The organism is Mucilaginibacter ginsenosidivorans, from assembly GCF_007971025.1.
Lineage (GTDB): Bacteria > Bacteroidota > Bacteroidia > Sphingobacteriales > Sphingobacteriaceae > Mucilaginibacter > Mucilaginibacter ginsenosidivorans.
Genome location: NZ_CP042436.1, coordinates 2,220,691 through 2,234,083 on the forward strand (window position 1 = coordinate 2,220,691; position 13,393 = coordinate 2,234,083).

The window sequence follows — 13,393 nt, forward strand, 5'->3', positions numbered from 1 at the left end:
TGAATTATTGATCAGCGGTACAGGTTGAAAATTTTTAACCGAAGGTACTTGTTGACTGCCAGGTATGTACTGAAAGCCGAGATAAAAATGCCCAAACCTATCACCAATACGAATACAATGCCGAATTCGGTATAATCCTGCAATACTACCAGGTCGGGGATCTCCTTTTGTCCTACATACAGCGTTATCATCAATATCATTATCGCTATCAAAGCGCCTAAAATGCCGTGCCAAATGCCGTAAAGTATAAACGGTTTACGTATAAAACCCTTTGTGGCACCAACCAACTGCATTGACTTGATAAGAAAACGCTGTGAGTAAATAGCCAGCCTGATGGTATTATTGATAAGCGCGACAGAAAGGATCACAAATATTACCGCAAAACCAAGTATGAACAAGCTAATAGAAGTGAGATTCTGGTTCATCTGGTCGACAAGGGACTGCTGGTATTTTACTTCCTTTACCATCGGGTTTTTAAGCAGCTCAGTCTTGAATTTTTCGATATCGGTGTTGTTTGCGTAGTCTGCTTTCAGGTATACATCCAGCGATTGCGATAATGGATTATACCCCAGGAATTTTACAAAGTCTTCGCCCAGGTCCTTTTCCAGGTTGCGGGCTGCCAGTTCCTTGCTCACATACTGGGTGGTTTTTACCATAGGGTTAGCCTCCAGTTGTTTTTGGAGCTGAAGCACGTCGCTCTCGTGCGCACCCTCATCTACATAAACATTGAGGACGATATTTTCCTTTACGTAGCGCGAGAGTTTATTAGCATGAACGAGTATTAAACCCAGCAGGCCAACCATCAGCAAAACCATAGCTATGCCAAAGACGGTAGATATGTAAATGCTTTTTGTTTTCTTTGACGATTCGCTTGCTTCAAATTCTTCCATGCTGTTTCGATTTCTGCGAAAATAGTAAACCTATGATTAAAGGTAAAACTTTATCTGTGATTATTGTTGGCCCGGCTGTAAATGCACTATGATTTTTAACAAAATTTAACGATTGCCTTATGGAAATAAACAAAATGGCGGAAGTGGCTGTTCTACTACAAAACTGTAATATGACAACTCCGGCCAACTCAAAAAGTAAACCATCACCATCCGATACACCCTCCCGCCGACCAAACGACGAAGGACATAAAAGCGTACAGAAGCCCGAGGATAAAGTATATCATGCCGATAGGCCGCACGGCGGGCAGATCGCAAAAAAACACGAAAAGGAAGAACAGCCAGTGCACCCGGTAAATGATCCCCCGAATGAAAAGGGTATGGACAAGGGGCAGGTGCAACCCTGACCTACATGAGCGCGAACTGCATTAAGTGATGCCCGAAGTGCTTGCCGTGCCATATTAACCACTCGTCGTAATTCATGGGCCCGAACCCTCCGTGTATGGCGATTCTCCCGGGTTTTTTGAAATATTCATCAAAATCATCCAACTCCGTCATCAATTGGTTGATAGCAGTCTCCATGTCCGGGTATAAGTATTCGTCCGGCAAATCTTCTAAAAAAATATTCCTGGGGATGTCTCTATCGGTGTAGATCATTAATTGCCTGGCCCGTTCGGCCTCTTCGGCCGGCCTGTCGCAGGTGGCTGTCTTTTTCCCGTTGGTCCATTGTACCTGGTCAACCAGGTGTTCAACCATTTGCCGGGGTGTCATTTTACCCCATAGCGGGATAGCTTTAACGTCAAGCGTTAGCAGCAATCTTTTTAGCTCAGTCCTTTTATTAATGTCGATCGACCGGCTCATTTCGTTTACGACTTAACTATCCCTGCCGAATTAAATTGCAGGTCGTACAGTTTACGGTAATAGCCGTGTTCTATCTTCAAAAGTTCCTGGTGGGTTCCAACTTCTTTTATCTCGCCATGATCGAGCACGATGATCTTATCGGCATTTTGTATGGTCGAAAGGCGGTGCGCGATAACGATAGCTGTGCGCCCGTCCATCAGCCTGTAAATAGCATTTTGTATCAGCAGTTCCGTTTCCGTATCAACAGATGATGTCGCTTCGTCCAAAACCAAAATAGAAGGGTTGTAAACCAATGCCCTGATAAAGGAGATCAGTTGCGCCTGGCCCGACGACAGGGTGGAGCCCCGCTCCATAACGTTGTAATCATAACCGCCGGGAAGCCGTTCGATAAACTCGTGCGCACCCACGTCTTTTGCCGCTGCGACGATCTGCTCCCGGGTAATATCGGGATTATTCAGGCTGATGTTGTTGGCGATGGTATCGCTGAACAGGAAAACATCCTGTATCACGGTTGCTATTCGCGAACGCAAAAGACCGACCTCGTAGTCCTGTATGTTCACACCGTCTACCTTCACTTCACCTTTGCCTATTTCGTAAAAGCGGTTGAGGATATTGATGGTTGACGATTTGCCTGCACCTGTAGCACCCACCAGCGCCAGCGTTTCGCCGGGTTTAACATGGAAACTGATGTCCTTCAATACCCAATTTTCATCATTGTAAGCAAACCATACGTTTTCGAATGCAATTTCGCCGCGAAGGCTTGCCGGCCTTAATGTGCCTGTATTTACAGCTACTTCATCTGTATCGAGCACACGGAAGATACGGTCGGCGCCAACCATGCCCATTTGCAGGGTGTTGAATTTATCGGCCAGTTGCCGTATCGGTCTGAATAGTAAGTTAAGTAACACGATGAATGCCAGTATTACCCCGGGTGTCACCGGGTGACCGCTGGCCGAAATGCTTGCCAGTTGCCCGTCAGACAGTATGCGTTTACAGCCGTACCATACCAGCAGCGCAAGGCATACCGCGAATAATATTTCGACCACAGGGAAAAAGATGGAATAGTACCAGTTGGAACGGATGTTGGCGTCGCGGTATTTAACGTTCACATTCCTGAATTTCCGCATCTCCTGATCCTCTCGGGCAAAGTATTGTATGACGCTGATGCCGGTGATGTGTTCGGCCAGGAAGGCGTTTAACTGCGCCACCTGCGTGCGCACCTCCTGGAAGGCTGACTTGATGGCCTCCTTAAATACGTAGGTCGACAGCATCAGCAATGGCATGGGTATCAGCGTTATCAGCGCCAGTTTCCAGTCTTTTATCAGCATGGCGGCTACAATGCCGACAACGAGCAGCAGGTCGCCGACGATAGAGATCAACCCTTCGGAAAAGATATCTGCAATGGTTTCCAGGTCGGATACGGTGCGGGTAATCAGAATACCTATAGGTGTACGGTCGAAATACTTCAGGCGCAGGCTAATAACATGATTGAAGATCGCTATACGCAAATCGCGGATAACGGATTGACCCAGCGAATTGGTAAGGTAAGTTTGATTATACTGCACGATTGTTTGTACAGCCAACTGTGCTATCATCAGTCCAACCATTAATAATAATCCATTGTAATCGTTGCCGAGGATGTATTTATCCAGTGTAAGCTGCATCAATATAGGCTGCACCAAAGCGTTACCCGCCAGGAAGACCGTGAGGAACGCCGCGATGATAAATGTCGACCGGTATGGCCGCACATAGTGCATTACCCTGCCAAGCAGTTTCCAATCAAGCGCTTTACCGGTTACTTCGGACATTTTTAATTATTGAATTATTGACTTACTGAATTATTGATTTTGATGATCGTAATTCTTGACTCTTAAATCGTACTTTCCAACAAATACGGGTATTTCACCTCCGTCAAATATAAGCCGCAGGCAGGTACCGATGTTCCGGCGTTGCCGCGGTTTTTGCTTTCGATGATCCGCCTGATGCCTTCGGGTTCCATTTCTTTCCGCCCAATTTCCATCAGGGTACCTACTATAGCCCTGACCATGTTCCGCAGGAAACGGTCGGCCGAGATATGGAATACGATTCCGCCTTCATGTTCCACCCATTCGGCACGCGATATTTTACAGTTATTGGTAAATGTTTGGGTATTCGACTTACTGAAACAACTGAAATCAGTGTATCCCATCATCATCTTAGCCGCGGCATTCATCAGTGCAATATCCGGTTTATCGCGCAATTCCCACGAGCGGTTGAGCCTGAACGGGTCTTTTTCGAAATGAATATGATACTCGTATGACCGCTGCGTGGCGTCGAAACGCGCATGCGCCTCGTTGTGAACAGGGAGGATGCGTTTAATGGCAATATCCTTGGGTAAGACGGCGTTGAGACTATGAATTGTTTTTTGGTCCACGGCCGATGGTCCGAGGTCCATGGCCTCAACGTCCAAATGCGCGAAAAACTGCGTTGCATGTACGCCGGTGTCGGTTCGGCCGCAGCCTAATGTTTCTACAGGCTGGCGCAGGACAGTTGCCAGGGACCTATCCAGTAACTCCTGCACGGTAACCGCGTTAGGCTGCACCTGCCAGCCGTGGTAGGCGGTGCCGTCGTAAGTTAGCTCAATAAAATACCGTTGTTTTTCGGACACGGGGCAAAGGTAGGGTTTGAATTAAGATTTTAGAATTACGATTTACGATTTGGGCGTCATGTTTTTAGCCTAAACAATTTTATCTTTGCGCTTAATCGTTTAAGAATATACCCCGTTCAACAATAATACATCAGCAGTAAATACCCATGCTCCAACGTATACAAAGCATTTATCTTTTATTCGCCGGTTTGGTGATCCTGGCTCTTTTCCTGTTCCCGCTGGCGCATAATGTTTATATTAACGGTGTGCCATCAACCATTAAAGTAACCGGCATATTCCAGGATGTGAACGGTCAGCAGGCGCATACAGAAACTTTTGTTGCGCTGATAGCTGCCACAGCCGTTGTTGGTATTTTACCGCTTGCCCTGATATTCCTGTACAAAAACCGTAAGCAGCAAATGATGTTGTGTTATGTATATATCTTCGTTATTATCGGCTTCAGTTTTTGGATGGCGCAAACGGTAAAAGCTGCTACCGATGGGTTTGTAATGAACACGAATAATTTTGGTATCGGCGCGCTGTTAAGCTCTATCAGTATAGTATTGGCGCTGCTGGCTGCAAAGGCCATACAAAAGGACGAGAAGCTGGTACGATCGGCAGACAGGTTGCGGTAGGGTGCGATAAAAGGATTGGAAAGATGAAAAATAGTATGAAAGTTTGGCTGTTTTGCCTGTCGTCGGTGCTTTTTATCGGGTGCGACCAGGTAACCAAGCGCCTGGCCAAGCAGCACCTGATGTTTCGCGAGCCTATAACCTACCTGCATAAAACCATTATACTGGAGTATGTTGAAAACACCGGGGCCGCCCTTAGCCTGGGTGATAACCTGTCCAAGCCTGTTAGTTTCTGGCTGCTCAGTATCGGGCCACTGGTTTGCCTGGTGGCATTGTTCATTTATGTAATGAGGAAGATACACGAGTTCAACCGGCTGAAACTTTTCTCGTTTTCACTGATACTTGCGGGCGGGCTTGGTAACATAATCGACCGGCTGGCGCACGACCGCCATGTAACCGACTTTATGAATGTGGGTATCAACAACTTCCGCACAGGTATTTTCAACGTGGCCGATATGTGTGTGACGGCTGGTGTTATAGGGTTACTGATAGCCACCTATACTGATAAGCCCAAACCGGTACAGGCGGACCAGCCTGCGGCGGTAGAATAACGCTTAAGACTGGGGTTTTTGCCGTATTCCTGTTGTTTCTTCAATTCTGCTCACTGCCCTATGTTGTTTTACCTGAGAACAGGTTGGCTAATTCACGCTTTTTTTACGGACGTTCATTATACTGATGATAAAATGAACGATCAAAGCTATGGCGGTCCAGTATATGGCACAGGCAAGCGCACGGACCGGGGGCGCGGGGTCGGGATCGTTAAATATTGGCGCCAGGGGACCCACCAAAATAATTTTTACGGGATATATAATAGCGGCCAGGTTGCGTTTCCAGGCTACCGGCGAGCCGGTTCCAGCAAACCAGTCGCCGTTTACGGGTTGCAGCAATAAATTAGTGATACCAATAAAAACAAATGCCGAGACGAGGAATATGACGACGAATTTAGTTCTTGAAACCTTCATAGTTCTTGAGATTGGATTTACAAAAGTACTTTGTAATTCAAAGTTATGTAATATTGATTTGATTTCATAGTATTTTGAAGGAAATTTTTTAAGCGGAAGTGTAGCGGGGTTTTCTGTGCCGATTGTCATTTTCTCCATTTCCTGCGCCGATATTTGAATTGCGATAAATTAACCGTACCTTTGCGCCCGATTTGGCGATGAAGCCGGATTCGTTATTTAAATTCATGAACCCATTTATTCAACTGGGAATCCGTCATGATATTGTTAATGCCATTACTGAGTTAGGGTTTGAAAACCCTACGCCAATACAGGAACAGTCGATCCCGGTATTGTTGACAGGCAGCAACGATTTTGTCGGATTAGCCCAAACCGGGACCGGCAAGACTGCTGCTTTTGGACTTCCTTTACTGGAACTACTTGATTTCGAAGAAAATCATCCGCAGGCGCTTATATTGTGCCCAACCCGCGAACTTTGTTTACAGATCACGAACGATCTGAAAAATTATGCCAAAAATATGCGCAACGTACATGTTGTGGCAGTTTATGGCGGTGCAAGCATTTCGGACCAATTGCACCAGATACGCCGCGGTGTGCAGATAGTAGTTGCAACGCCCGGCCGCATGCTGGATATTATCAACCGCAAGGCGATAAATTTCAGCAATGTAAAATATGTCGTTTTAGACGAGGCTGATGAGATGCTCAATATGGGCTTCCAGGAAGATATTGACAGTATTTTGTCGACCACTCCGGACGAGAAAAAAACCTGGCTGTTTTCGGCCACTATGCCATCAGAAGTAAGAAGGATCGCCAAAAAATACATGGAGAATCCTTTTGAGCTGACCATGGGTACCAAAAATACCGGGAACGAAAATATCGAGCACGAATACTACGTGGTGCGTGCCCGTGATAAATACGCTGCTTTTAAACGCATTGTAGATTTTAACCCTGAAATATTCGGTATCGTATTTTGCCGTACCAAGATAGAGACCCAGGAAATTGCCGAGGCCCTGATCAAAGACGGTTACAATGCCGATTCATTGCACGGCGACCTTTCGCAGCAGCAGCGCGATAAGGTGATGAAGCGCTACCGCGAACGCAGCCTTCAATTATTAATTGCCACTGATGTCGCCGCACGCGGTATCGACGTGAACGATGTTACCCACGTTATCAACTACTCGTTACCTGATGAAATAGAGAACTATACCCACCGCAGCGGCCGTACGGCACGTGCCGGTAAAACAGGTGTATCTATCTCCATCATTAACGGTAAGGAATTGGGCAAGATCCGCCAGATAGAAAAAACCCTTGGCAAACGTTTTGTTAAAATGGAAATTCCGGGTGGTTTTGACGTAGTTGAAAAACAATTATTCGCCCTGATACATAAGGTACATAACGTTGAGGTAAACGAACAGCAGATAGAGCAGTACCTTCCGCGCATTATGGATGAGTTTAAGGAACTGAGCAAGGAAGAGATCATCAAACGTTTTGCTTCGCTTGAGTTCAACAGCTTCCTCGAATATTACAAAAACGCTCCTGACCTGAATGCACCGGTTGACGAAAGCCGTCGCAGCGATAGCACCGGTGACCGCTTTAATCGTACTGGTATGCGTTCGGACTTTACCCGTTTGTTCATTAACCTGGGTTCTGTAGACGGCTTTAGCCGGGGAGACCTGCTGGGTTATATCTGCAACACCGCTAAGATCAGTGGCAAAACCGTTGGCAAGATCGATGTGAAGGGTGTTTATTCTTTCTTCGAAGTGCCGAATGATGATGTTGCCAAAGTTCAAACCGGGTTTAAAGGCGCTGATTTCCAGGGTCGTGACGTTAGAATAGAAATTTCCGGCGATAGCAGTAACGAAAGCCGTGGTGGTGCGTCTAACTATAAAAGGCGCGAAGGCGGCGAGAGACGTGAAGGTGGTTTCCGAAGAGAAGGTGGAAACAGGGAACGCTCCGGCGCGCCGGCAGGTGGCGGTTTCCGCGACTTCTCAGGCAAACGCCGTGAGGACCGTGGCGAACGTCGCAGGAGATTTTAAAGTTAGTTAATTGGTGATCAGTTAACTTGTGATCAGTTAACCCAGCAGGGCCTGATCACAAATAACAAGTAACCAATCACAAAGATAGTTTTAGGTTTAGTTTAGTTAAGCCCCGTTTACCAGTAGGTAACGGGGCTTTTTTTACCGGGTAAATTCCATCACAATCGAATCGGGCGATAGGAGCTTCAGATTATGCTCGTCCAGTTGCTGTACAATAAATTTGCTGTAGGGCTGGTTGCCCTCGAACGAGGTGAATATCGTATCGCCTTTAACAAAATAGTCCTCGGCCATAGTAAGGTCGCTGTCCAGCGCAAATTTCTTATCGGTTATATTCAGCGTGGTGCTCTCGTTCTTTGCTTTCCACTGGCCCTTCAGCTTTTTCTTTGGTTTCGAGCAAGAATCAAGTAGCAATACCAATGCGCAGGCAATATGGATAAGTATCAGAAAAAATTTACTCATGATCGTTTCCTCCTACCGGCGGATCACATTTTTTTATCCATCAACTCGGATTTTTTCAGGTAAACCCTGTGGCCTTTTTTGTTGATGTAATAATAATGTGAGTGTTCGTTAATGTAAACTGTTTGGCCATTGGGGCCGCATTTACCTTCGTATTTTTTGTCGACCACGTGCGATGCCGTGTTGGCGGCGATGTTAGATGTTTTATGGCCCACTTTCTTAGCGGTATTGCCGATCTTTTTGCCTAAAGTGGTATCTCTTTTTACAGTTTCTGCGCTGCTATGCAGGGAGAATGAAATTGCTGCAGCAAATAATGCCGCACTTACTAATGTTTTCATAGTTATAATTGAATTAATGTATTGCTATTAACTCAATTGCCCGGCTAAATGTTTCATTTCTAACACGGGACTTCTTTTCTCATATAATATAGCGTATACGGCGCTGCATATCGGCATAGGCACTTTGTATTGCTTATTAACCTCGTGCAGGCAGTTTACGGCATAGTAGCCTTCGGCAACCATATTCATTTCCAACTGCGCCGCGGTTACGGTGTAACCTTTCCCTATCATATTTCCGAAGGTGCGGTTACGGCTGAAGTTGGAATAAGCGGTCACCAAAAGATCCCCCAGGTAGGCTGACTCTTTGATGTCGCGGTCGATAGGGTGTACGGCGGCTACAAAACGTTCCAGTTCGCGTATAGCGTTTGATATCAATACCGACTGGAAATTATCACCATAGCCCACGCCGTGGCAAATGCCGCTGGCCATAGCGTAAACGTTTTTTAATACAGCAGCATATTCGGTTCCCCATATGTCATCGGATACGATGGTGTTGATATAGCGCGTGGATAGCATACCTGCAAACTCGGCAGCCAGCTCGGTATCGCCGGAGGCTATGGTGAGGTAGGACAGTTTTTCGAGCGCAACCTCTTCGGCGTGGCATGGCCCGCTGATCACCATAAAATCATCAAATGAAACACCGTACCGTTGATTGATGAATTCGGCGATGATCATGTTCTCATCAGGTACGATACCTTTAATAGCCGATACTACCTTTTTGCCCTTAAAATCTTCGGGTTTGATATCGGTAAGGGCCTCCTTTAAAAATGCTGCAGGCACATTCAGTAAAACGATATCGGCTTTGCCAAACAGCGATTTTAAATTGGTAGAAATGTTTTTGGCGGGAACCCTGATCTCGACCGAACTCAGGTAATTTGGATTATGGCCGAATTGCCGGATATGTTCTGCCGCCTGTTCGCTGCGCATCCACCACGAGATCTCTTTTTCAACGGGGTTATCCGTAAGCATTTTGATATTTGCCGTCGCCCAGCTGCCACCGCCTACTACCAGTATCCTGTTCTTTTCGCCTATCATGTTACTATTGAGATGTGCAAATGTGCGGATAGATGTGCAGATGTGCAAATAAGCCGGTGGTTTTAATTGACCGGAAACAGCAATACCCGGGCCACCTTTGAAATGACATTTTTCCTGAACCGGAATAATATTAAAACAGCTGATGCTATACCTACTCCACCACCAGGTCGCCCAGCGAAATGTGTAATGACTGGCAGAATTCGCTCAGGCTTTCAACGGTCAGGTCGCGTGTGCCCGACAGCCATGTGCGCAGGGCATACATCTCTTTGCGGATACGAAGGCCCAGTTCCGTCGCGGTTAAGCCGGTTTCAACCAATATATTTTCTACACGGCTTTTGATGGCCAGCCGGTGCTCCTGGTGTTGCAGGTCGGATGGGCGTAGTTTGTCGAGAATGCGATCTAAAAAAGCGGATTGGTTTTCTGTTTTCATAGGGCTATCGCGCATGTGAGCCGCGGGATCACAATATAATAAAAAAATTTGCGATGACTAATGGTTGTTCAAAAAAAAGAACTCGTAGTCAAATTCCAATTACATTAATTGTAGCCATAACGGAAAAGGCCCATGCATTGCACGGGCCCGACCGATTATACTCCGACTTTAACTTATTTTCTATTTGCTATCGGTATTGAACAGTTTGCTCTTGTCCACTTTTTCCACTTCCATTTTATCGTTCAGGGTTTTTGAGATAGCATTATAAGGCGCTGATACTACTTCGTCTCCTGCCTTTAGTCCTGACAATACCTGTATATAGCTATCGTCCTGGATACCGGTGGTAACCTGTACCTGTTTTACCTTGCCGGCATTGTAAACAAACACATACTCTTTTGAAAGTGCAGTGGTTTTTGGTTTCGTGTCGTCCGACGATGAATTATCTGTTTTTGGCGGCGCGCCGGGATTGGCTTTTTTCTCTTCGCGGGTGGTTACCGACTGGATAGGTACAGCAAGCGACGAGGTATGATTGGTGTTGATATCCACCGTAGCAGTAAGACCCGGGCGGAACGGCGATTCGTTGGCTGCATTTTTCCTGAGTAATGCAGCATACGATTTAGGATCGATCCTTACTTTAACGGTAAAGTTGGTTACCTGGTCGGCCGTGTTGCCCACCACGTTGGCTGCGCTCCCGATCTCGATCACGTTACCCGTAAAGCTTTTACCTAAAAAAGCATCCACTTCTATCTTCGACGAGTCGCCAAGTTTGATACGGTTAATATCGTTCTCGTTCACATCAACGTTTACATCCAGTTGGCCCAGGTCGGATATGGTCATGATCTCGGTACCTGCAAATTGCTGGGTACCCAAAACACGTTCGCCTCTTTCGATGGCTAATTTTGATATAACCCCATCAACCGGCGAGTAAATAGTTGTTTTATTAAGGTTAGCCTGCGATTCTTTTACAGATGCCGCGGTTTGGGCAAGACCAAAGTTTGCGCCAACCACATTTTGTTTTGCTGCTTCGAGCGATGCTTTGGCACCCAGGTAATTCGACTTTGCGGCCTCAAACTCGGCGGCGGTCAGTACCTTTTTGTCATAAAGTACTTTATCGCGTTTGTATATCGACTCGATGTTGGCAAAACTTGCTTCACTTTGTTTCAGCATCTGCTCAGCATTGGCCACACTTGCTTTTTGCGAGTTGTAAGCAGCTTCGGTACGTTCGTAATCCGATCTCAATATATCCGGCCTGATGCGGCAAAGCAGTTGACCCTTTTTAACCACATCGCCTTCCTTTACAGGCAGTTCAACTACCTCGCCCGAAACTTCGGGGCTGATCTTTACTTCGACGTGTGCCTTGATCTTTCCGCTGGCCGATACGGTCTCATTTATAGTGCGAACGGATGCCTTTTCGGTAGCGACCTGCGTTTTTTGAGGCTTACCGATAATACCTGTCGCTTTGCCCACAATCAGCAACACCACAAGCACGCCCAGCGAGATCAAAATATATTTAGTAGTCTTTCCCATTTTTGTAAATTCTAATATCTATGTTCTTATTTCTGATTTTTAAATTGTAATGCTCTGATTACTATTATAATGTTATCGTATTGCCCAAATAGTAATCAATTACTTTACTCCTGAACACTACTTCGTACTTGGCCTCTATCATATCGTTTTGGGCCTTGTTATAATTGGTGAGCGATGTGTTATAATCAAGCGAGTTCACCAACCCTACGTTATATCTTTCCTGCATTACGTTAAATGCATCTTTATCGGCCTGGTAAGTTTGCTGTGCCGAAGCATAGCGGCGTACAGCGGCATTCAGATCGAGCACGGCCTGGGTAATGGTTTTACTCAGGTTGTTTTTTGCCAGTTGGGTAGCTACCTGTGCATTCTCATAGCTCAGCTTAGCTTTGGAAACCGATGTGCGGGCGCTGAAATGGTTAAATATGGGTATCTGCAGGCTTACACCAACAAACTGGTTAAAGTTGTCCTTAAACTGGTTGCCAAACGAATAGTACCCATAAATAGGGCTTGAAACCGGGAACTGCGTTTTAACCAATTGCCCGGTACCGTCAACAACACCTATGGTTTGTGTTTCAGGCGTGGTCCCTCCTAAAAGGCGGAATGATTGCTGGGCGCTTGAATAATAGGAATTTAAATTGCCTATCAAAGAAATGCTTGGATAGTAGTTGCCCCTGGCCACTTTAATGGCCTGTGCATAGCTTTGCTGTTGTGTTTCGGCAAGCTTTACATCCGGGTTTACCGAGAGGGCGGTTTTTATAACCTCGTTAGGATCGTAAGCTGTTTTAATATCGTTCAATTTGCTGATGTCGGGCCTTTCCACTTTTATCCCGGTGTTGGGGTCCATTTCCATGTATTGTTTTAAGACCAGGATGGACAGATCGAGCTGGTTTTGCGCGGTTGTCAGGTTATATTCGGCTGTGGACAGTCCAGCTTTTGCCTGCGACAGATCGGCAAGTGACAGGTTGCCGGCATCAAAGCTTTGCTGTGTGCGGTCGAGGGTTATTTTGGCGATGTCTATCTGTTGCTGGGCGGCGGTTACCAGGTCCTGGTTGGTTAATATCTGCAGGTAATCGGTCACCACGTTCAAAACGAGGTCGTTCTTGATCTTGGCAGTACTGGTTTTGTCAACATCCAGCAATAGCTTATTTTGCAGTATCTGGTTGCGCAATTGCCCGCCCTGGAAAAGCGTAAATTGCACCGTAGCCGAACCGTTTACGTTAAACACGGTTTGATTAACATAGGCATAGTTACCCGATACCGGGCTGCGGCCAAAACCCCAACCGGCGGTAGGACTGGCACTGGCGCTTGGTAAAAGGTTATACTTGCTTTGCTTTAGATCCTCCGCGGCGAGCGATTCGGTAAATTTTGCCTGCTTGATGGTAAGATTCCGGTCAAGCGCCAGGTCGACCGCCTTTTGAAGCGAGATAACTTCCTGCGCATTGGCGCGAAAAGTACTCCCTGCTGCGATCACAAGCACTGCAAGCGCCCACTTCTTTATTATTGTTACATTCATATTGTGGCCTTGTGTCAAGGTTTTATATTTATTGATCTATCGGATTAACTGGTTATTGAATATTCAGTAATTCAATAAATCAGTCTTTCAGTC

The 13,393-nt window shown here is 46.2% G+C and carries 15 protein-coding genes; 4 read left to right on the plus strand and 11 right to left on the minus strand.

Annotation, left to right across the window (positions count from 1 at the left end; translation table 11 throughout):
* Positions 1-11: 11 nt before the first annotated feature.
* Positions 12-890, minus strand: coding sequence for a cell division protein FtsX (locus FRZ54_RS10125; protein WP_147031494.1), 879 nt, complete (start codon positions 888-890; stop codon positions 12-14).
* Positions 891-1,009: 119 nt separating this feature from the next.
* On the opposite strand from FRZ54_RS10125, the gene FRZ54_RS10130 reads away from it, so the two are divergent.
* Positions 1,010-1,294 (plus strand): hypothetical protein, encoded by a 285-nt coding sequence (locus FRZ54_RS10130; RefSeq protein ID WP_147031495.1) that lies wholly within the window; start codon positions 1,010-1,012, stop codon positions 1,292-1,294.
* 1 nt (position 1,295) lies between these two features.
* Here FRZ54_RS10130 and FRZ54_RS10135 read toward each other — a convergent pair whose 3' ends face one another.
* The 3 genes from FRZ54_RS10135 to truA form a co-directional block, all read right to left on the minus strand.
* Entirely contained in the window at positions 1,296-1,748 is a 453-nt protein-coding gene (locus FRZ54_RS10135; RefSeq protein WP_147031496.1) for a DUF1569 domain-containing protein, read from the minus strand.
* Between the two features lie 5 nt (positions 1,749-1,753).
* Entirely contained in the window at positions 1,754-3,556 is a 1,803-nt protein-coding gene (locus FRZ54_RS10140) for an ABC transporter ATP-binding protein (protein ID WP_147031497.1), read from the minus strand.
* Positions 3,557-3,618: 62 nt separating this feature from the next.
* Positions 3,619-4,395: a tRNA pseudouridine(38-40) synthase TruA gene (gene truA, locus FRZ54_RS10145; RefSeq protein ID WP_147031498.1), complete on the minus strand. Its 777-nt coding sequence runs from the start codon at positions 4,393-4,395 to the stop codon at positions 3,619-3,621.
* Positions 4,396-4,541: 146 nt separating this feature from the next.
* On the opposite strand from truA, the gene FRZ54_RS10150 reads away from it, so the two are divergent.
* Both FRZ54_RS10150 and lspA read left to right on the plus strand, forming a co-directional pair.
* Complete coding sequence (locus FRZ54_RS10150) at positions 4,542-5,009, plus strand: DUF4293 domain-containing protein (protein ID WP_147031499.1); 468 nt, start codon at positions 4,542-4,544, stop codon at positions 5,007-5,009.
* A 35-nt stretch (positions 5,010-5,044) separates the two neighbouring features.
* A complete protein-coding gene (gene lspA, locus FRZ54_RS10155; RefSeq protein WP_228462680.1) occupies positions 5,045-5,557 on the plus strand; it encodes a signal peptidase II in 513 nt (170 codons plus the stop codon).
* 87 nt (positions 5,558-5,644) lie between these two features.
* Here the strand turns inward: lspA and FRZ54_RS10160 are convergent, their stop codons facing one another.
* Entirely contained in the window at positions 5,645-5,968 is a 324-nt protein-coding gene (locus FRZ54_RS10160; RefSeq protein ID WP_147031501.1) for a hypothetical protein, read from the minus strand.
* A gap of 224 nt (positions 5,969-6,192) precedes the next feature.
* Here FRZ54_RS10160 and FRZ54_RS10165 point away from each other — a divergent pair, with 224 nt between their 5' ends.
* Positions 6,193-8,001 carry a DEAD/DEAH box helicase gene (locus FRZ54_RS10165; protein ID WP_147031502.1) on the plus strand — a complete coding sequence of 603 codons (1,809 nt, stop codon included), beginning with the start codon at positions 6,193-6,195 and terminating at the stop codon, positions 7,999-8,001.
* Positions 8,002-8,142: 141 nt separating this feature from the next.
* Here FRZ54_RS10165 and FRZ54_RS10170 read toward each other — a convergent pair whose 3' ends face one another.
* From FRZ54_RS10170 to FRZ54_RS10195, 6 genes are all read right to left on the minus strand, one after another.
* Positions 8,143-8,460 carry a hypothetical protein gene (locus FRZ54_RS10170; protein WP_147031503.1) on the minus strand — a complete coding sequence of 106 codons (318 nt, stop codon included), beginning with the start codon at positions 8,458-8,460 and terminating at the stop codon, positions 8,143-8,145.
* 23 nt (positions 8,461-8,483) lie between these two features.
* The gene (locus FRZ54_RS10175; RefSeq protein WP_147031504.1) at positions 8,484-8,795 is read right to left on the minus strand and encodes a hypothetical protein; all 312 of its coding nucleotides are present in this window, start codon (positions 8,793-8,795) and stop codon (positions 8,484-8,486) included.
* A gap of 27 nt (positions 8,796-8,822) precedes the next feature.
* Positions 8,823-9,830: an NAD(P)H-dependent glycerol-3-phosphate dehydrogenase gene (locus FRZ54_RS10180; protein WP_147034467.1), complete on the minus strand. Its 1,008-nt coding sequence runs from the start codon at positions 9,828-9,830 to the stop codon at positions 8,823-8,825.
* A 151-nt stretch (positions 9,831-9,981) separates the two neighbouring features.
* Positions 9,982-10,260, minus strand: a complete 279-nt coding sequence (locus tag FRZ54_RS10185) for a hypothetical protein (RefSeq protein WP_147031505.1) — start codon at positions 10,258-10,260, stop codon at positions 9,982-9,984.
* 180 nt (positions 10,261-10,440) lie between these two features.
* Positions 10,441-11,787 (minus strand): efflux RND transporter periplasmic adaptor subunit, encoded by a 1,347-nt coding sequence (locus tag FRZ54_RS10190; RefSeq protein WP_147031506.1) that lies wholly within the window; start codon positions 11,785-11,787, stop codon positions 10,441-10,443.
* Between the two features lie 64 nt (positions 11,788-11,851).
* On the minus strand, positions 11,852-13,300 hold the full coding sequence (locus FRZ54_RS10195; protein ID WP_147031507.1) for a TolC family protein: 1,449 nt from the start codon (positions 13,298-13,300) through the stop codon (positions 11,852-11,854).
* Between the last annotated feature and the right edge of the window lie 93 nt (positions 13,301-13,393).